The organism is Sporosarcina sp. Y352 (genome assembly GCF_056786535.1).
This window is the reverse complement of the sequence record NZ_JBXCJE010000003.1, coordinates 363,110-382,084: the sequence shown is the minus strand read 5'-3', so window position 1 is coordinate 382,084 and position 18,975 is coordinate 363,110. Positions and strand designations below refer to the sequence as shown.

The 18,975-nt window shown below is 37.6% G+C and carries 18 protein-coding genes and 1 pseudogene; 17 read left to right on the top strand and 2 right to left on the bottom strand.

Annotation, left to right across the window (positions count from 1 at the left end):
* Positions 1-29: 29 nt before the first annotated feature.
* Both AC1TO6_RS07315 and AC1TO6_RS07310 read right to left on the bottom strand, forming a co-directional pair.
* Positions 30-263 (bottom strand): annotated as a pseudogene (locus AC1TO6_RS07315) (aldehyde dehydrogenase family protein); the annotation flags it as partial.
* A gap of 81 nt (positions 264-344) precedes the next feature.
* Positions 345-596: an aldehyde dehydrogenase family protein gene (locus AC1TO6_RS07310; RefSeq protein ID WP_482100942.1), complete on the bottom strand. Its 252-nt coding sequence runs from the start codon at positions 594-596 to the stop codon at positions 345-347.
* Between the two features lie 266 nt (positions 597-862).
* Between AC1TO6_RS07310 and AC1TO6_RS07305 the strand changes: the two genes are divergently transcribed.
* The 17 genes from AC1TO6_RS07305 (at position 863) to dctP (AC1TO6_RS07225) (ending at position 18,673) form a co-directional block, all read left to right on the top strand.
* Positions 863-2,017 carry an acyl-CoA dehydrogenase family protein gene (locus tag AC1TO6_RS07305; RefSeq protein ID WP_482100941.1) on the top strand — a complete coding sequence of 385 codons (1,155 nt, stop codon included), beginning with the start codon at positions 863-865 and terminating at the stop codon, positions 2,015-2,017.
* On the top strand, positions 2,014-3,102 hold the full coding sequence (locus AC1TO6_RS07300; protein ID WP_482100940.1) for an acyl-CoA dehydrogenase family protein: 1,089 nt from the start codon (positions 2,014-2,016) through the stop codon (positions 3,100-3,102). The genes AC1TO6_RS07305 and AC1TO6_RS07300 overlap by 4 nt, the downstream gene beginning before the upstream one ends.
* Positions 3,102-3,914, top strand: a complete 813-nt coding sequence (locus AC1TO6_RS07295; protein WP_482100939.1) for an enoyl-CoA hydratase/isomerase family protein — start codon at positions 3,102-3,104, stop codon at positions 3,912-3,914. The genes AC1TO6_RS07300 and AC1TO6_RS07295 overlap by 1 nt, the downstream gene beginning before the upstream one ends.
* Positions 3,915-4,160: 246 nt before the next feature.
* Positions 4,161-4,943: an IclR family transcriptional regulator gene (locus AC1TO6_RS07290; protein WP_482100938.1), complete on the top strand. Its 783-nt coding sequence runs from the start codon at positions 4,161-4,163 to the stop codon at positions 4,941-4,943.
* A 291-nt stretch (positions 4,944-5,234) separates the two neighbouring features.
* A complete protein-coding gene (locus tag AC1TO6_RS07285) occupies positions 5,235-5,972 on the top strand; it encodes an acetate--CoA ligase family protein (protein WP_482100937.1) in 738 nt (245 codons plus the stop codon).
* Position 5,973: 1 nt separating this feature from the next.
* The gene (locus AC1TO6_RS07280; RefSeq protein WP_482100936.1) at positions 5,974-7,407 is read left to right on the top strand and encodes an acetate--CoA ligase family protein; all 1,434 of its coding nucleotides are present in this window, start codon (positions 5,974-5,976) and stop codon (positions 7,405-7,407) included.
* Positions 7,408-7,573: 166 nt separating this feature from the next.
* Positions 7,574-8,713, top strand: a complete 1,140-nt coding sequence (locus AC1TO6_RS07275) for an acetyl-CoA acetyltransferase (protein ID WP_482100935.1) — start codon at positions 7,574-7,576, stop codon at positions 8,711-8,713.
* 1 nt (position 8,714) lies between these two features.
* Positions 8,715-9,116 (top strand): Zn-ribbon domain-containing OB-fold protein, encoded by a 402-nt coding sequence (locus tag AC1TO6_RS07270; RefSeq protein WP_482100934.1) that lies wholly within the window; start codon positions 8,715-8,717, stop codon positions 9,114-9,116.
* A 25-nt stretch (positions 9,117-9,141) separates the two neighbouring features.
* Positions 9,142-9,810 carry a 3-oxoacid CoA-transferase subunit A gene (locus AC1TO6_RS07265; protein ID WP_482100933.1) on the top strand — a complete coding sequence of 223 codons (669 nt, stop codon included), beginning with the start codon at positions 9,142-9,144 and terminating at the stop codon, positions 9,808-9,810.
* Positions 9,810-10,475, top strand: a complete 666-nt coding sequence (locus tag AC1TO6_RS07260) for a 3-oxoacid CoA-transferase subunit B (RefSeq protein ID WP_482100932.1) — start codon at positions 9,810-9,812, stop codon at positions 10,473-10,475. Before AC1TO6_RS07265 ends, AC1TO6_RS07260 begins: the two co-directional genes overlap by 1 nt.
* A 108-nt stretch (positions 10,476-10,583) precedes the next feature.
* Positions 10,584-11,663: a TRAP transporter substrate-binding protein DctP gene (gene dctP / locus AC1TO6_RS07255; protein ID WP_482100931.1), complete on the top strand. Its 1,080-nt coding sequence runs from the start codon at positions 10,584-10,586 to the stop codon at positions 11,661-11,663.
* Positions 11,664-11,738: 75 nt separating this feature from the next.
* Positions 11,739-13,223, top strand: a complete 1,485-nt coding sequence (locus tag AC1TO6_RS07250; protein WP_482100930.1) for an aromatic ring-hydroxylating oxygenase subunit alpha — start codon at positions 11,739-11,741, stop codon at positions 13,221-13,223.
* A gap of 61 nt (positions 13,224-13,284) precedes the next feature.
* Entirely contained in the window at positions 13,285-14,280 is a 996-nt protein-coding gene (locus AC1TO6_RS07245; protein ID WP_482100929.1) for a thiamine pyrophosphate-dependent dehydrogenase E1 component subunit alpha, read from the top strand.
* Positions 14,281-14,306: 26 nt separating this feature from the next.
* On the top strand, positions 14,307-15,347 hold the full coding sequence (locus AC1TO6_RS07240) for an alpha-ketoacid dehydrogenase subunit beta (protein WP_482100928.1): 1,041 nt from the start codon (positions 14,307-14,309) through the stop codon (positions 15,345-15,347).
* Between the two features lie 107 nt (positions 15,348-15,454).
* Positions 15,455-15,991 (top strand): TRAP transporter small permease, encoded by a 537-nt coding sequence (locus tag AC1TO6_RS07235; protein WP_482100927.1) that lies wholly within the window; start codon positions 15,455-15,457, stop codon positions 15,989-15,991.
* Between the two features lie 18 nt (positions 15,992-16,009).
* Positions 16,010-17,284, top strand: coding sequence for a TRAP transporter large permease (locus tag AC1TO6_RS07230; protein ID WP_482100926.1), 1,275 nt, complete (start codon positions 16,010-16,012; stop codon positions 17,282-17,284).
* A 306-nt stretch (positions 17,285-17,590) separates the two neighbouring features.
* Complete coding sequence (gene dctP / locus AC1TO6_RS07225; RefSeq protein ID WP_482100925.1) at positions 17,591-18,673, top strand: TRAP transporter substrate-binding protein DctP; 1,083 nt, start codon at positions 17,591-17,593, stop codon at positions 18,671-18,673.
* Positions 18,674-18,975: the final 302 nt, after the last annotated feature.

The window sequence follows — 18,975 nt, the reverse complement described above, 5'->3', positions numbered from 1 at the left end:
TTTAAATAATTCCCTGATAAGAAATAAAATTAATCTAGATTAATCCAGACACTTATAATCTGCGTATACGTATCAATGGAAGCAGAACCATTTTCTCTGCCCAGGCCACTTTGCTTATAACCGCCAAAAGGAGAAGCGGGGTCCATTAGATTGTATGTGTTTACCCAAACGTTACCTGTTCGTAGAGAATGGGCTACCTTATGGGTCTTTTGTAAATCTGTAGTACAAATTCCTGCAGCAAGACCATACTCAGTGGCATTTGCAAGTATAGAGTATCTAAATGGGCCAATTCTACTACATTTTCCTCTACGAGATCAGCAAATTTTAATGAAATTTTTGCTCTTTCAGCTGGTTTCATATTTTGGCCATGGACCTTCATCAAATGCTTTGCGAGCTGCAGCTACTGCTCGATTTATATCTTCTTTATCTCCTCCAGCAATAGTCGTAATGACTTGACCAGTCGCTGGGTTAATCGTTTCAAATCTCTTTCCTGAAGCTGCTTCGACGAATTGTCCGTTAATGAATAGGTTTTTTGGTGAAAAAATAAACTTCGATGCTTTTGGGTTTATAGAAATCAAAGTTAGAGAATCATACATTACCTCTTTTCTCTTTTATTTTTTTGAAAACGTTTACAAGTATACTTATATCAGAGGATTTAGAATATTGTCAACTACTAATTTCCAATTTTTTTATATTCTTTGACTATAGTACAAACTTATAATATGTAACACATATAAAATTTATTATTAGACAATTTCGAATTGACTAAAAACGTTAGGTGATTTATAATATTAATTACCGATAATAGTTATTAATTACCGGTAAAATAACCGAAAGCAAATCGGTAACGAGGTGATTTCTCATGAAGGCTCTTCAGCTTCCTGTAGCAGTACTACCAGAAAAAACTGAAACTTTAAGAAAAGAAATTAGAGACTTTATCCATGAAGAATTAAAAAACGGTTCTTTTGTACCGAAAAGTGATTGTTGGTTAAGTGGTGAGTCCTTAGATTTTTCGCGAAAGCTCGGAGAACATGGTTGGATTGGAATGACATGGCCAACTGAATATGGTGGTAGAGGACTGACTGCTATAGATAGATATGTGGTCACGGAAGAATTGCTAGCAGCAGGTGCACCAGTAGCAAGACACTGGATTGCAGACAGACAGTCTGGTCCTCTTTTCTTAAAGTTTGGTACTGAAAAACAGAAGAAGTTTTTCTTACCTAGAGTAGCAAAAGGAGAATGTGCTTTTTCTATTGGTCTTAGTGAACCAAATGCAGGTTCCGATTTGGCAGCTATACAAACCAGGGCAACAAAAGTAGATAACGGATGGCTCTTAAATGGAAGTAAGACTTGGACAAGCGGAGCACATTATGCAGAGTATATGATTACGCTTTGTCGTACTTCTCCTCAAGATCCAAAGAATCGCCATGCCGGAATGAGCCAAATGGTTGTGGATTTGTCAACACCAGGTGTCATCGTACGTCCTATTCACTTAATGACAGGAGAGCACCATTTTAATGAAGTGTTCTTAGAAGATGTGTTTGTCTCAGACGAAATGGTCATTGGTGAAATTGGAAATGGGTGGAATCAAGGGATGACAGAATTAGCGTATGAAAGAAGTGGACCTGAGCGATTTTTAAGTACCTATCCGCTCCTTAACGAATTGACAAATATTTTAGTGGAAAAAGAGGATAGAGCGGGATTAAATAAAGTGAGCCGATTAGTTTCTAGACTGTGGACACTCCGCAGTATGTCACTCGGAGTTGCCCAATTGTTAGAACAAGGAGTACCGTCTAATATTATCGCTTCACTAGTGAAAGATATGGGAACAAAATTTGAACAAGAAATTGCAGAAATTGCTAGGTTACTAGTGGCTGTCGTTCCGAGTGCACAATCCGATAACCATTTTGAAAGACTTATGGCTGAGTCAATCTTACATTCACCAGGTTTTACATTACGTGGTGGTACAACTGAAATTCTTCGAGGAATTGTTGCAAAGGGGGTTACTCAAAAATGAGTGAAATGCAAGAAATGATTGTGGAGACAACATCCAAGTTGATGGAAAGGTATTCGACGAAAGAAGTTGTAAACGAAGCTGAAAAAGGAAAATGGGCAAGAGAGTTATGGGATTGTTTAGTGGATTATGGAATGATGACTGTTGCCATTCCCGAAGGATTAGGAGGAAATGGTGGAGATTATTCTGACGCATTCAGTATTCTCCGTTTAGCGGGTAAACATTCAGCACCAATACCCATTGCTGAAACTTATCTTGCTAATTGGCTATTAACTAGCTTAGGTGAACCTGTTTCGACGGACATTATTACAATCGCTTATGAAAAAGAAATGAACCCTTTTCAATTCGTGAAAAACGGAACAGGATGGATTGTTACAGGTAAAACTAAGAATGTTCCGTGGGCAAGGTTTGCAGATAAACTTCTTGTGCTAGCGGAAAAGTCAGATGGACCAATCCTTTCTCTTCTTAAGTTAGAAGATGCTCAGATTGTTCATGGTCAAAATCTCGCAGGGGAAGCACGAGATGAAGTGATATTTGATAAAGTCTTTATTGATGATTGTAAGGTAATTGAGGTTAATACCCATGAAATAAATAACAAAATTCTTTATGGGGGCGCACTTACAAGAATCATGATGATGACTGGCGCATTAGAAAACATATTTGATTTAACCGTAAATTATACCGCGGAGCGTTCACAATTCGGTAGACCAATCAATCGATTTCAGGCAGTGCAACATCAGGTAGCTTTAATGGCTGGTGAGACTGCGGCAGCCACTGTTGCTGCAAATTGTGCTGGTGATTTATATGGTGAAGAAGATTGTACAAAAGAAATAGCCATGGCAAAAATACGTGTGAATGAGGCTGCCGGAGAGGTTAGCCGAATGGCTCATCAAGTATTAGCAGCTATAGGTTTTACGTATGAACATACGTTACACCATAGTACAAGAAGACTTTGGTCTTGGAGAGATGAATTTGGGACCGAAACAGATTGGGAGAATGTTATAACGGAAGAATTATTAAAGTTAAAAGAAAATGGCCTCTGGTCGATGATTACTAGTGTTAACCATGAAAAGAAGGTGCACATATAATGAAGGATTTATTGTTTACAGTTGAAGATGACGTTGCGAAAATTACCTTAAATCGACCAGATAGATTAAATGCATTTAGCGTAGAAATGATTGACTTATGGATTGAAGCTTTAGAACAGGTTCGTGACTCTGAAAATATACGGGTTCTCGTGATTTCAGGTAAGGGACGTGGTTTTTGTTCGGGCGGAGACATAAAATCAATGCAAAGTGGTCAGGGATTTCTACATTCTGATGGCAAGATAGATTTAACGTCAACGGCATTAGCTCGAAAGAATGCGATATGGAAAAAGGTACAAAGAATACCACTTATTTTACAAGAAATCGATAAACCGGTTATAGCTGTTATCCATGGATTTGCCTTTGGTGCAGGATTTGACATGACCTTGGCGTGTGATATTCGAATTGCAGCGGAAAGTACCATTATATCTGAAAGTTATGTAAAAGCTGGCCTCGTACCGGGGGATGGCGGAGCTTATTTCCTTCCAAGATTAATTGGAGTAGACAAGGCTTTGGAGTTGCTTTGGACTGGAAAGGTTTTATCTGCTCAAGAGGCAAGAGAAATGGGTTTAGTTACCCATGTGGTTGAAGACGATAAGTTAGACGAATTTGTTGATCAATATGTACAAAAATTAGTAGAAGGGCCTCAGCAAGCGATTCGACTTACGAAAAGGGCTGTTTATCAAGGACTAGACATGAATTTACGATCTTCTTTAGACATGATTTCATCTACATTAGGTATTATTACAGAACTTGAAGATTATGAAGAAGGGATCAGGGCTATTACTGAAAAGAGAGCGCCTATTTTTCGTTGAGTAGCAAAGACGATAAAAATGTAATGGAAAGAGCAATCTTATAAGCCATAAGTTGCTCTTTTAGTTATTCATAAATCATTCTATAGTATAATAGAAGAAACAGGATTGGGGGATAAAAAACATATTATCCTTATAGATATATATATAGCTGTTTTTTTTAGTAGATTATGCCGGTATGAAAAATATGATTATGATTTATTTGGTTCGTCTTTATTAAATAAGGAAAGTTAAAAGGAGGGATATTAAATGGATGAAACTAATTTCAAGAAAAACTATTCCATGCAAACGCTCCATCGATCGGTCCAAATCCTAAGGTCCTTTTCGATTGAAAATAAAATGCTTACGTTAACGGATCTTCATAATAGAACTGGCCTCTCTAAATCCAGTTTACAAAGAATTCTATCTACACTCGTCTTTGAAGGACTTTTGCATAAAAATGAGGAAACCAAAAAGTATCAATTAGGATTAGAATTATTATTTTTGGGTAACTTAGTAGAAAAAAACTCTAGTTTATTGTCGATTGCACATCCTATAATGGAAGAAATTCAGCTAAAAATAGGTGAAAGTGTCAGTTTAAATGTTGTTGAGGATAATAACCGTAAATGTATAGGATATGTAAAAAGTAAACACGAATTGCAAACACTTACATTTGTTGGGCAAGAGTCACCTTTATATGCAGGAGCATCAGCAAAAGTACTGTTAGCTTACTCTTCTGGATTAGTAGTAGAGAAAATAGTCGCAGAAAGCAATCTCGAAAAATTAACAGAAAAAACGATTATAACGAAGGACTCGTTGTTTTCTGAGCTCATGAATATTAGAGAACAGGGATACGCGATTAGTTTTGGAGAAAGGATTAAAGGTGCAGTTTCTATAAGTGCACCTATTTTTAACCCGTTTAATGAAATATTAGCTGGACTATCCATTGTGGTTCCTTCACCTCGGTTTGAAGAATATGATGAAAAGTTGTTGATTGAAGTGTTAAAAGAAGGTACAAATAAAATTACACAGGCTATAAGTACTTTTAACTAGATAGCCTTTATGAAAAAATAAGCGAAAAACGATGTAGTGTCATTATACATCGTTTTTTTGTTGCGTTAAAAATCTTGAAACTGGTGAAGTGAAATAGTTAGGAATCATTAATTAAATTAGTATTCACCTAAGAAGAGACGGAAACATCTAAAGATTCAAAAAATGGTTTACTTTTAATTTATCCATGTGTTACAATATTATTAATATATCGGTTTTTGGTTTCCATAACCGTATAACGGTAAAGTTAAAAACGGAGCCTAGCAATTTAAAATATAGATACGAGGTGTAGTAATGAATAAAAAGGAAATAAATAAAATTTTCGCCTTAATGAGAGAGAGAAAAAGTTTGGCCATACCCGAGTCCTATTCTAAACAAATTTTTGAGAATATGGGTATGAGTATACCGAAACAAGGTCTGGCTAAATCTGAGGAAGAAGCGATTTATTTAGCCCAAGATATTGGATTTCCAGTTGTTTTAAAAGTGCATTCCTTTGAGATTACTCATAAAAGTGATGCAAAAGGTGTTTTAATAGATTTGAAAACTCCAAATGAGGTTAGAGAAGGATTTAGAGAGATAATTAAAAATGCACATGATTATCTTGGTGCGAATACAGAAGTTCAAGTATCCGTACAGCAAATGGTTGAAACTGGGACAGAGATTATTATAGGAATGAAACGGGATGAAGTTTTTGGACCTACCATTCTCTTTGGTCTTGGAGGGGTATGGGTTGAAGTGATGAAGGATGTCTCCTTAAGAGTCTCTCCGTTAAAAGAAAGGGATGTAGATGAAATGATTTCCGAGATAAAAGGTAAGCGCTTACTTGGAGATTTTCGTGGTGCAAAAGAACGTGATCGAAAAGCCATAAAAACTTTACTATTTCAAGTGGAAAAATTAGCATTGGAGTTCCCAGAAATTAGCGAGATAGACTTGAATCCTGTATTCCTTCATGAAGAAGGTAAAGGTGCAATGGTTGTCGACGCTAGAATCATCCTTTCGTCCAAGTGTTTAATATCAAAAGGAGCGGTATGATATGAATCAAAAAAGAATGATGGCGATACAGAAACTTTTATATCCAAAGTCGATTGCAGTGGTTGGAGCATCCAATAACATTAAAAAGACCGGTGGGAGGTTGATGTCCTATATCTTAAAGCACCAGTACCCCCATGAACTTTTTCCTGTAAACCCTAAAGAGGAAGAAATTCAAGGTAAGGTGTGTTATCGTTCAATCCTAGATCTCCCAAAGAATATTGATTTAGCATTAATCGTTCTCCCCGTTCATCTCATTTTTTCTGCGATGGAAGAATGTGCAGCGAGAGGAATAAAAATGATAACGATTTTCTCGTCCGGTTTTGCTGAATTAGGCGAGGAAGGAAAAGTGATACAAGAAAGGCTTCTGACAAAAGCGAAGGAACTCGATGTCCACATTTGTGGACCCAATGCAATCGGAGTGGTTAATACACATCAGAATTTTTTTGGAAGCTTTAGCATGTCGATGGAGACTCCTCAGATACCTCTAAATGGAAAAATAGCATTCGTTAGTCAAAGTGGAGCTATTGGGGGAGGTTTGTTAAGTAGAGAATGGTCAAATGGAACAGGTATTAGTCACTATATAAGCTCTGGTAATGAAGCTGATTTGGATTCAGCCGATTATATAGCTTTTCTAGCTGACGATGAGAATACTGAAGTTATATGCGTGTATTTGGAAGGGATAAAAGATGGTCAAAAGTTTATAGAAGCCCTAAAGATAGCTAATGATCGACAGAAACCAGTTGTTATATATAAAAATGGTCGAACTTCACTTGGGAAAAAGTCGGTGCAATCTCATACTGGGAGTTTAGCTGGGGATTATCAGGTTTACGAAGCGGTCTTTAAACAGTATGGAGTAATCTCTGTTCAATACTTGGAAGAACTGTTTGATGTCGCTAAGGCAATCGTATCATTGAAGGATATTAAAGGAAAAAATGTAGGTGTGGTTTCTACTTCTGGAGGTTGCTGTACGATTATTGCAGATTCCTGTATTAATCAGGGCCTAAATGTTCCTACCTTTTCCACTCAGACTCAACAAAAGTTAAATGAAATTATACCTAATTATGGAGTCGTTCAAAATCCCTTTGATACAACAGCTAATATCATAAATAATCCAAAAATGTTTCTTCAATCAATGGAAATCCTCATAGAGGATCCAGAAATTGATTCTATTGTATTAATGTTAACAACTGTTGGAGAGCCTATTGCTTCCATTGTAGCTCAAGACATTATTAACCTATCAAAAAAGAGTACAAAAAGCTTAATTATAACGTGGCTAATATCGGAATCACTAGCAACAAATGCCTTTCAATTATTAAGAAAAAATGAAATACCGATATTCTCAAGTCCTGAGAGGGCAGTAGATGTATTAAATTACATTACGAACTATCATTTAAATAAGAGGGAATCTTTAATAGAAAAAGAATATAGCAAGTAGTTCCTTTTTTAAAAATATAATACTATCTAAATATTTTGAATAAATAATTGAAATTTTAGCTTAACTAGATTATCATTTAATTATAAAATGTCGGTATTTATTACTGATAGTCGGTAATATATAATCCGATAAAAGTTACAATGTTAAATCAAGAGGAGGGGTTATAATGTCGAAACTCTCTAGACGGGCAGCTATTGTTGGGGTTGCAGAGTCGGAGTTGGGGATTGTTGATGATAAAAATCCACTTCAATTACAGGCACTTGCTGCTAGAGAAGCATTACGAGAGGCTGGGATTGAAAAGATAGAAGTAGAGGCAATCTTTTCCGCAGGCCCATACGCTTACCTACAGACTATGACAATTGCGGAATATCTCGGTATTACACCTAAATATTCAGACTCAACTAGTCTCGGAGGTTCTTCTTTTGAAGCTCATGTTGGACACGCTGTCGCAGGTATATATGCAGGGTTATTTGATGTAGCTTTAATCACATATGGAAGCAATCAACGGAGCAAACGAGTCCGCCCTGGTAGTAGTATCGCAGTTAATCCTTTCGAGGCCCCATACGGCATGCCTTTTCCTGTCGGCGCATATGCGTTAGCTGCACAAAGACACATGGGACTTTATGGAACCACATCTGAACAATTAGCGGAAGTTGCTGTTGCTGCAAGAAAATGGGCGAACTTAAATCCGAAAGCATTCTCAGAAGGTGATTTAACAGTGGAAGATGTCCTTAATTCTCCTATAATCAGTAGTCCTTTACATGTTTTAGATTGCTGCTTAGTGACAGATGGTGGTGGTGCCATCGTCATTGTTTCAGAAAGAAAAGCTAGAGAATGCCGCACCAAGCCAGTATGGGTACTCGGTACTGGCGAAACCCATACACATTTAAATATAAGTGCTATGCCAGACTTGACCATCACAGGAGCAAAAGAGTCCGGAGAACGTGCATTTGAAATGGCGGGATTAAGGCCTGAAGAAATTGATGTCGTCCAGCTGTACGATTCGTTTACCATAACCGTACTTCTCCAATTAGAGGACTTAGGCTTCTGTGAAAAAGGAGAAGGCGGGGCATTTGTTGAAAATCAGCGGATTGCACCAGGGGGCACGTTTCCTTTGAATACCAGTGGTGGTGGACTTTCATATTGTCATCCCGGATTATTCGGAATTTTTCTCCTGATTGAAGCCGTACGTCAACTCCGAGATGAGTGTGGAGAACGACAAGTGCCAAATGCAAGAACAGCATTATGTAATGGAATGGGAGGCGTACTTTCCTCTTCATCTACAGTAATTCTAGGGAGGGATTAAGGTGTTATTAGATGATGTCTTGTATACGATCGATAGTGATACTCGCCCTTATTGGGAAGCGACGAAGAGAAGCGAATTATTAATACAATATTGTCCTCATTGTGATACATACCAATTTTATCCCCGAATTGTATGTAAAAACTGTTTTTCAGATGTAGAGTGGGTTGTTTCAAAAGGTAGGGGTACTTTATACAGCTTCACTGTAGTACGTAAGGCTTTTAACCCGGAATTTAAAGATAAGGTACCATATATAGTGGCGCTAATTTCACTAGATGAAGGACCAAGAATGATGACAAATCTATTAAATGTAGATATAGAAGAAGTGAAAATTGGCATGTCTGTTGAAGCAGATTTTAGTAAGAGCTTTGGGGAGTACAATTTGGTTCAATTTATACCAGTCTAAGAGGGCTCATGGGGAGGGAAATTGGATGATTAATAAAATTTTTAATTCAGTTGATGATGCAGTAAAAGACATAACGGATGGCAGTACGATTTTATTTGGAGGCTTTGGAGGCGCAGGTGTCGCCAATAAATTAATTTCTGGATTATCTAGACAAGGATCCAAAAATATTACGGCTGTTAGTAATAATTGTGGATATCATGAAGAAGGTCTAGCGAAGTTAATTAAAGATGATAGAGTTACTAAGGTTATCTGTTCCTTTCCTTTGATGAAAGAAAGTTATATTTTTGTTAAAAAGTTCAAAGAAGGAAAAATAGGTTTAGAATTAGTCCCACAAGGAACTTTAGCTGAGAGAATAAGAGCAGGTGGATCAGGAATTGAGGCTTTTTACACGCCTACTGGTGCAGGAACAGAAGTAGCTATTGGTAAAGAGGTAGTGGAATTTGATGGAGTACCATGCATAATGGAAAAGGCAATTAAGGCTGATTTTGCTTTAATAAAAGCAAAAAAGGCAGATCGTTGGGGAAACCTTGTTTTCAATAAATCTGGACGAAATTTCAACCCTATTATGGCTATGGCAGCAAAGGTTACGATTGCAGAGGTCGATGAAATTGTAGAAATCGGCGAACTAGATCCCGAAAGTATAGTTACCCCAGGAATTTTTGTTCAGCGTGTGGTATTAAAGGGGGGATTATAATGGAAAAAAGATTGTTATCTAGAGAACAAATAGCTGAGCGGATTGCACAAGATCTTCACGAGGGGGATATAGTCAATTTAGGAATTGGTATTCCAGTTTTGGTCAGCAATTATGTTTCCAATGATTCGGAAATTATTTATCAGAGTGAGCAAGGGGTTCTTGGTATGGGTTCATTGGCTGCACCTGGGGAAGAAGACCCGGATTTGGTAAACGCCTCAAAGCTCCCCGTTACACTCGTTCCTGGAGGGAGCTTTTCTCACCATGCTGATTCCTTTGCCATGCTTCGAGGCAAACATATTGATGTTGCAGTTATGGGTGGGATGCAAGTATCTGAAAAGGGAGATTTGGCTAATTGGAAAGTAAAGGGATCTCAGCTTGGAAGTATCGGTGGAGCAATGGACATCGCTTTAGGCAGTAAAAAGCTTTATATTGCAATGACTCATACGAATAAGAATAGTGAATTTAAATTAGTGAAAGAACTAGACTACCCAGTGACCGCACTACGTTGCGTAGACCGTATCTATACGGATATGGCAATCATTGATGTAACTGCCGAGGGTTTAATTCTCAGAGAGATTGCACCTGGATTTACAGTGGAGGAAGTACAAGATGTAACTGAACCTAGATTAATAATCCCTGAGGTTTTAAAGGCAATCACTATCTAATATTGGTAGTCAATCTTGCTCTAGTAAGAAATTATTTGCACGGGTACTTATGGTTTAAATAGTCTGAATTATACCACTATTGGAAAAGGCGAGGTGAAATTAGTGAAAATGAAAAAAAATACTCTTTTATTCAGTTTTATTTTAGCTTTACTCTTCATTATTGCAGGGTGTGGTTCCGACACGGAAAAAGAAGGTAGTGTAAAAGCTGACAACAATGATGAGGGGGAAAAAACTTATAAATTCAAAGTTGCCACTGCTAGTTCAGAACCTGACCAAGACTCTCAATTAATTTATAAAGGGTTTCAGGATAAAGTAACGGAATTATCGGATGGTAGAGTTCAATTTGAATGGTATCCAGCCCAACAACTAGGAAGTATTACTGACTACCTGAATATGGCTTCGGATGGTGCAGTAGATATTGCCATGTTTGCTGTCAGCGTATTCCCAAATGAAATGCCTCTAGGAAATTCTGTAACTGGTGTACCTGGAATCTATGAAAATGCTCGTGAAGGATCCATTGCCTATCATAATTTAACCCAACAAAGTCCAATGCTTGAAACAGACTTTTTGAAACACGGAGTCAGACCATTAGTGGCGATTACAACAGCCCCATATAATGTATATACAAAAAATGTTGAAATTAAAACACCGGAAGATTTAAAAGGCGTTAAGCTCCGTACAAGTGGAGGCTTACATGCTGAAATGGTTGAATTTATTGGAGGGATTCCAGTAGCCATCCCTTCTGCGGATATGTATGAAGCTTATGATAAGGGGGCAGTAGATGGCCTTCATGGATTTGCTTCCTCCGACACTTCGGGGGGCTACAGAGAAGTAAGTAACTATGGTACTCGTAATCTTAGTTTCTCTGGGGGAACTACTGGTTTAATGATGAATGCAAAGTTATATGACGAACTTCCTGAAGATATTAAGAAAGTATTTAAGGAAGCTGGTGATTATATTGCTGCAAACGGTTCACATGCATATGAAGAGGATGCAAAGGCAAGAGAAGAACGTTGGATTAAAGATGGCGATGTTGACCTCTATGAGCCTACAAAAAGTGAAAAAGAGCAATGGCAAAAGTATTATGATGAATTTACTGAATACTTCTTGGAAAAGAAGAACAACAAGGATCTAAATAAGGTGATTGAAATGTTTAGAGAGGAAGTAGAAAATGTACGAAGCAACTAAAGGGTCACTCTAAAAAGATTGAATTACTAGAGTCTAAAATAGTGAAAAACTCAAAACGGAAAGGATTGATTAAAAATGGGTAGTAACACTAAAGAAAAGGCTGCAAATACCAAATTCGAGGAAATGATTGAGGAATTGCGTAAAACCAATCGTCAAATTAACCCTGTTTTAGAAGATCCAGAAGATTTTCTCATTGAACCGAATGCAGCACCAGGTTCTTTAGATGCAAAGCAGCCAAAACGATTAAAGGAACTATATCCAGATATTGAACACTATCGTAAGGTCCGAACTGAACTTTACTATAGTAAAGAAGTAATGGAGTTAGAGTGGGATAAACTTTGGGATAAAACTTGGATTATGGCTGGTCGTGCTTCTGATTGTGCTGAGGTTGGGGACTGGTTTAAGTTTGACATTGGCAAAGAGTCTATTTTGATTGTCCGTAGTGACAAGGATAACATCAATGCATTCTACAATGTTTGTAAGCATAGAGGAAATCAACTTGTTCATGAAGAGTCTGGTAAAGGATATAGGAGTTTCACCTGCAGTTATCACTCCTGGATGTGGAAAACGAATGGAGATATTGCCCGTGTTACGGATCGAAACACATTCGCACCTGAATTGTTGTGTGACAATCTCGATTTAGCCAAAGTTCATTGTCATGTATGGGGCGGCTTTATCTTTATTAATATGGCTAAAGATCCAATGCCATTTGAAGAGTATATGGATCCAGATTTGATGCGTAGCTTGGATGCTTATCAGTTTGAAGATTGGCATATCGTTAAGGATGTTAAGGTGAGTGTTCCAGCAAACTGGAAAACCAATCTAGATGCCTTCGCAGAAATGTACCATCTACATCAAACGCATCCTCAAGGTGTATTAGCAACAGACGACCACTTTGGCCAATATGATTTTTACAGGAATGGTCATAGTAGAATGATTGTCCCTAGAGGAATGGTAAGTAAACGACAAGATGACCATGAAACCATTAATGATGCGCTTATGAATTTGATGATGGACTCTGGTGTAGATCCAACAACCTTCCATGGAAAAGCTGATGATGTTAGAGATGCATGTAAAAAAGCAAAACGTCAAGGCTTAAGCCCTTTTGAAAGAGATTACACTCTTCTTTCCGATAGTCAAATTATCGATACGTGGAGTGTTTCATTGTATCCAAATACAAACTTAAATATTAATTCAGAGGTAGCACTTATTCAACGATTTATTCCTCATGAATCAGATCCGGATCAATCTGTTTATCACATTACGATTTTAAGTGCAAAAATCAACACGGAGAAGAAACGACCATTCTGGTTAGAGTTTACGTACGGTGTTGACCCATCACAAGATATAAGTGGAAAAGTTCGTCCGGAAACAAGACATACAACGATTGAAAACTCTGAAGTAGGAGTTTTACTGGATCAGGACCTACAACAAATCGGACAAGTTCACAAAGGGATAAAATCAAGTGGACTTAAAGGTATACTCCGTTTAAGTGAACAGGAACGACGGATACAGCAATTCCACGCAGAATACGATTTATACTTAAAAGACCAAAAGTGATGAGTACTTCTTATCCGACTTATCAATAATAAATGAAAAATGATGCTAGGAGGAAGAGAAAATGGTAAATGTTAAAAGCGAAGAAACCATCCTGACACAAGAAAAGGCCAAATGGATGTTTCAAAAAATGGTCGAAATTCGTAAATTTGAAGAAACGGTTACAAGAGGAACTAGGGAAGGATCTTTGGGTACGTTTGCCCATACATCAGATGGTCAGGAAGCCGTTGCCGTTGGAACTTGCGCCCATTTAAACGATTCAGATTATGTTACCTCTACACACCGAGGACATGGTCATTGTATTGCCAAGGGAAGTAGTTTGAAAGAATTAATGGCCGAAATGGGAGGAAAAGCAACAGGTTGTGACAAAGGAAAAGGTGGATCTCTCCACTTTGCAGATTTCGACAAAGGCATCATTGGAGCCAATGGGGTTGTAGCCGCCGGACTTCCAATTGCCGTTGGTGCCGCATTAACCGCTCAAATTACTAAAAGTAAGGCTGTGACTGTTACTTTCTTCGGAGACGGTGCTACCAATAATGGGGCATTCCATGAATCTCTTAATCTGGCTTCCATTTGGAAGTTGCCTATAGTTTTTGTCTGTGAAAATAATAAATATGGTGAGTACACTGCCCATAAATATGCCAGTGCCGTGGAGAAAATTTCAGATAGAGCAGCTAGCTACAATATGCCCGGAATTACTATAAACGGAAATGATGTTATTGAAGTTTATGATACTGTGGGAGAAGCGATTGAAAGAGCGCGAAACGGGGAAGGTCCTACCTTAATTGAATGTGATACTTACCGAATTCAAGGCCACGGGATTTCAGATCCTCAGACTTATAAAACCGAAGAAGAAAAAAATCTTCATTTGACCGAAGACGAGTGTATTAAAAAATTTAAAACTTATCTTCAAAAGCACGAGCTTTTAACGGAAGAGGATTTAGTTAAGATTGAACAAAGCGTGACTGATGAAGTAGAAGCGGCACTACAGTTTGCGATTGACAGCCCCTTCCCAGATCCGGATGAACTTTATACTGATGTCTATGTATCTTACAAATAAAAAATGATGTAGAAGGAGTTGAAGAGATGTCTAGACAAATTACTACTACTCTAGCATTAAATGAAGCGATTAAGTTGGCAATGAGAGCCGATGAAAAAGTTATCATAATCGGGGAAGATGTGGCTGGAGGTGCCAAAGTTCCCCATCTAGAGGAACAAAACCTAGAAGCTATTGGCGGACCATTTCGTGTAACTAAAGGATGTGTGAGTGAATTTGGAAGGGAACGTGTAAGGGACACTCCAATTTCAGAAAATGGTTTCATCGGAGCAGCTGTTGGGGCTGCAGTAACGGGTTTGCGTCCAATCGCGGAACTCATGTTTAACGATTTTCTAGGATATGCTTTAGACGCAGTGATGAACCAAGCAGCCAAAATCAATTATATGTATGGTGGACAAATGCAGGTACCTCTGGTAATTCGTATGCCTTATGGTGCAGGCTACGGTCTTGGTTCACAGCATTCGCAAACATTGTATTCGATGGTCACAAGCATTCCAGGACTTAAAGTAGTTGTTCCATCGAACCCATATGATGCGAAAGGATTGCTACTTGCTGCTATTGAAGACAACGATCCAGTCGTATTTTTCGAAAGCCTGCCTGTTTACGGGATGAAAGGTGAAGTTCCGGAAGAATACTATACGATTCCTCTAGGAAAAGCAGACATCAAACGAGTTGGCAGTGATGTGACGATTGTTGCCATTGGAAACATGGTAAACAAGGCTCTTGAGGCAGCTGAGCAGTTGTCTAAATTGGGAATTGAAGTAGAGGTAGTTGACCCACGGAGCCTTTCTCCATTGGATGAAGATACAATTCTAGCATCTGTGGAGAAAACCAGTCGATTGGTTGTTGTAGATGAATCGAATCCGCGTTGTAGTGCAGCGGCAGACATTGCCGCTATCGTACAGTATAAAGCGTTCGACTACCTAGATGCACCAATTATCTGTGTAAATGCACCACATACACCCGTTCCTTTTTCTAAGCCGCTTGAGAATTTATATGTACCTAGTCCTGAACGAATTATCGCTGCCGTTGCTGAGGTTGTTGGAGATAAGACGATTGTTTCCGTGTAATAAGAAAGGTGGTTTTTCCACCTTTCTTATTACATACAAATAGTTTTTTGAAAACCTTGTAAGCGCTTACCGTTGGCTATGTGAACTTAATGAAAGGTGGATTAGATATGGATGCGATAAACAGATGGCTCGATAGAGTTGATAACATTTTTGGTTATATATCAGCAGCATTCCTATTTTTAATGATGGCATGGATCTTTGTAGATGTTGTACTTAGGACAGTATTTAACGCCCCAATAACAGGAACGCTGGAGATAACTGGGGAATACCTATTGCCAATTATTGTGTACTTTGCTATTAGCTATACCCAAAAACATAAAGATCATGTGAATGTTGATTTATTGTTAAATAAATTTTCAAAAGGCCTAAAAAAAATTATCATTATACTTTCTAATTGCTGTGCTCTAATAATTTATCTTCTATTAGGGATTAACAATTTTCAGCAAGCATTAGAAAATTTTGCAACGGATACTAGAAGTTCTAGTCTTCTGCAATATCCATTAGGTCCAGCTTTAATAATTATCTCAATAGGTATACTATTGTTTTGCATTAGGCTCTTCGTTGAATCAATTAATCTCATTATGGACAAAGGTGAATCAGAGGAAGAAGAATTACTTCAAGACTCCGGTAACTTGGCAAATTAATGGAAGAGGTGATGAATAATGGTTGCACTATGCGTTACTATTTTAATAGTACTTATATTACTAGGAATGCCGATAGGATTTGTGTTACTAATTACAGGGTCAATTGGATTATTTTTTATCTCTGGATTTGACACCCTGCAGAGTTATCTTTCAACAACCGCTTATCGAAGTGTGAATAACTTTACTTTTAGTGCAATCCCATTATTTATTTTAATGGCCCATTTTATTTCAAAAAGTAAAATTGCAGACGACCTGTTCGACACTGTCTTAAAATGGTTTGGACATTTACCTGGAGGAGCTGGAGTTACAACTATATTTGCAAGTGCTGGCTTTGGAGCAATATCTGGTTCTAGCCTTGCTGCTACTTCAGTCATGTCCCAAATTGCTGTACCCAAAATGATACAGGCGCGATATTCAGATTCTTTTGCTTCCGGATTAGTAGCAACTGCAACAGGAACATTGGCCGTGATGATTCCGCCTAGTATTCCGTTGGTTTTATACGGCATTCAAACGGAAACTTCGATCGGGAAACTACTAATGGCTGGTATTGGACCTGGTATATTAATCGCAATACTGTTATGTATTACGGTTGTCCTAGTGGGGATTAAACAAAAAAGTATGACTGAAAAATATCCTTGGATAGAAAGGTTTAGATCCTTAAAATCCATTTGGCCAATAGTCATTTTAGTGTTTTTCGTTGTAGGAATTATTTATTTTGGTATTGCAACACCAACGGAATCTGCTGCCTTCGGTGCAACAGGTGCCCTTGCTATTGGTTTTTTTACAAGAAGACTTAATTTTAAAGATATTGTTGAATCCTTAATGACTACAATCAGACAAACAGGTATGATCTTCTTGATAATAATAGGATCAGTTATTTTTTCTTACTTTATTACTCTATCTAGAATTGGGAATGATTTATTGCTTCTTATTGATGAAAGTGGATTACCTGCATTGGCAGTCTTAATGCTTGTAATTCTATTCTATCTAATTCTCGGTTTGTTTATGGACTTGTTAGCTTCCATGCTAATTACGCTGCCGCTCGTATTCCCTTTAATAACAGGACTTGGATATGATGCTGTGTGGTTTGGAATTATAGTTGTTTTAGTTCTCGAAATTGGTTTGGTCACACCCCCTGTTGGTATGAACTTATTTATCACTAGCCAACATACAGGAATACCGGTACAAACCGTGTTTAAGGGGTCCATTCCCTTTATAGCTGTATTATTATTGAGTATTTTGCTTTTAATTATATTCCCACAAATCTCTTTATTCTTACCATCGCTTATGTGAGAATTATGTTACCCAGTTTTGAAAAACTGGGTAACATAATGCGAAAAATCAAATCACTATTTTCATATGAATGTTGAAAGATTAGCGTGGTAAAATACACGTTAAATTACCTGGATTTTATGGTAATGGTGGTGTTTTAAATAAGGGAAATTCATAAGAAGAGGTGTTTTTTATAGCAGTTGTAAGCAGTCCTTTTTCGTACAAGGTAAATAGCGATTTATGTCTCTTAGAAAATGTTGCACACTTAGTCATGATCAAAGCTATTTATTGCATGGATGATTGAACTAAATAAGGGGGGGTTTGAAAATGGGAGGAAAAAAATTTTCATTTCTAATTTGTTGTTCCATCGCTTTTCTTTTACTCATCTCAGGTTGTAGTTCTTCGAGTGCTAACGAGACAGGAAGTCAAACAAATGAAAGCAAAAAAGGAAGTACTGATTCGGAGTATACATTTAAAGTTGCCACTCCAACTGCACCAGAAGATCCAGATTCAAAATTTATCTATAAATTATATATGGATAAGGCAACAGAGTTATCAAATGGTAGAGTTCAGTTTGAATGGTATCCTTCGCAACAGTTGGGACAAATGGGGGATTATATACAAATGACAGCAGACGGAGTGGCGGAAATTGGAATGTTTTCTGCCAGCGTATTTCCAAGTGAATTATCATTGGCAAATAAAGTAACTGCAATGCCTGGATTATATTCCAATGCCTATGAAGGATCAATGGCTTTTCATGCAGTGAGTCAAAAAAGTCCAATGATAGATGAGTTTTTAAAGCATGGTGTAAGACCTTTAGTAGCGACTACTACACCAACCTTTAATTTTTATTCAAAAGGAGTAGAAGTGAAGGTTCCATCAGATCTAAAGGGGTTAAGAGTAAGGACAAGTGCGGGTACCCTCTCTGAGATTATTCAAATGGCAGGAGGAACTCCAGTGGGTATACCAGCATCAGATATTTATGAAGCGTATGACAAGGGAGCTGTTGATGCACTACACCAGTATGCTGCTTCTGATACATCCTATGGTATTAGAGAATTAAGTGAATGGGGAAGTATGAATCTAGGTTTTTCTGCAGGAACAACAGGTTTAATGATAAGTGAAAAGTTATGGAAATCTTTGCCGGAAGATATTCAAAAAGCTTTGAAGGAAGCAGGGGACTATGTAGCAGCAAATGGCTCAGCAAAAAGTGACAAGGACGTTGAGGACAGAGAACAAAGATGGATTAAAGATGGGGACGTAGCATTACATGAGGTGACTGATGAAGAACGTGAAAAGTGGCAAAAATTCTTTAGAGATTTTGAAAAGTCTTTCTTGGATAAGAGTAACAAAGAGTTTAAAACCGTTTTAGAACAATTTAAAGAAGAAATAGAAAAAGTGAAAGAGTAATTTATTAATCATATGTTAACAGGTTTCATTTGCTATTCTGGACTAAGCTACCCCTAAGTAGAGAGAAGTCTTTTTAATAAGTGTGAGTAGTGTCTATAACAACTTGATTGATCCTTTAAGTAGGTGATGAGTGCAATTAACCAAGCGCACTTACTATTGAAGATTATTAGGAATATACTCGAAATTCCTATTCACCTCCATAATAGTACTTAGAATCTACCTCTTAATAGATAATCTATAGATGAGGCTAATATTTTGGTTACATCTACGCGTTATCATAATAGGGAACCTTATAGTTAAAA

Coding starts and splice junctions, on each gene's coding strand:
- AC1TO6_RS07275 (WP_482100935.1), top strand. CDS start 7,574: ATGTCGAAACTCTCTAGACGGGCAGCTATTGTTGGGGTTGCAGAGTCG.
- dctP (WP_482100925.1), top strand. CDS start 17,591: ATGGGAGGAAAAAAATTTTCATTTCTAATTTGTTGTTCCATCGCTTTT.
- AC1TO6_RS07260 (WP_482100932.1), top strand. CDS start 9,810: ATGGAAAAAAGATTGTTATCTAGAGAACAAATAGCTGAGCGGATTGCA.
- AC1TO6_RS07310 (WP_482100942.1), bottom strand. CDS start 596: ATGTATGATTCTCTAACTTTGATTTCTATAAACCCAAAAGCATCGAAG.
- dctP (WP_482100931.1), top strand. CDS start 10,584: ATGAAAAAAAATACTCTTTTATTCAGTTTTATTTTAGCTTTACTCTTC.
- AC1TO6_RS07280 (WP_482100936.1), top strand. CDS start 5,974: ATGAATCAAAAAAGAATGATGGCGATACAGAAACTTTTATATCCAAAG.
- AC1TO6_RS07295 (WP_482100939.1), top strand. CDS start 3,102: ATGAAGGATTTATTGTTTACAGTTGAAGATGACGTTGCGAAAATTACC.
- AC1TO6_RS07230 (WP_482100926.1), top strand. CDS start 16,010: ATGGTTGCACTATGCGTTACTATTTTAATAGTACTTATATTACTAGGA.
- AC1TO6_RS07240 (WP_482100928.1), top strand. CDS start 14,307: ATGTCTAGACAAATTACTACTACTCTAGCATTAAATGAAGCGATTAAG.
- AC1TO6_RS07235 (WP_482100927.1), top strand. CDS start 15,455: ATGGATGCGATAAACAGATGGCTCGATAGAGTTGATAACATTTTTGGT.
- AC1TO6_RS07300 (WP_482100940.1), top strand. CDS start 2,014: ATGAGTGAAATGCAAGAAATGATTGTGGAGACAACATCCAAGTTGATG.
- AC1TO6_RS07285 (WP_482100937.1), top strand. CDS start 5,235: ATGAATAAAAAGGAAATAAATAAAATTTTCGCCTTAATGAGAGAGAGA.
- AC1TO6_RS07245 (WP_482100929.1), top strand. CDS start 13,285: ATGGTAAATGTTAAAAGCGAAGAAACCATCCTGACACAAGAAAAGGCC.
- AC1TO6_RS07265 (WP_482100933.1), top strand. CDS start 9,142: ATGATTAATAAAATTTTTAATTCAGTTGATGATGCAGTAAAAGACATA.
- AC1TO6_RS07305 (WP_482100941.1), top strand. CDS start 863: ATGAAGGCTCTTCAGCTTCCTGTAGCAGTACTACCAGAAAAAACTGAA.
- AC1TO6_RS07250 (WP_482100930.1), top strand. CDS start 11,739: ATGGGTAGTAACACTAAAGAAAAGGCTGCAAATACCAAATTCGAGGAA.
- AC1TO6_RS07290 (WP_482100938.1), top strand. CDS start 4,161: ATGGATGAAACTAATTTCAAGAAAAACTATTCCATGCAAACGCTCCAT.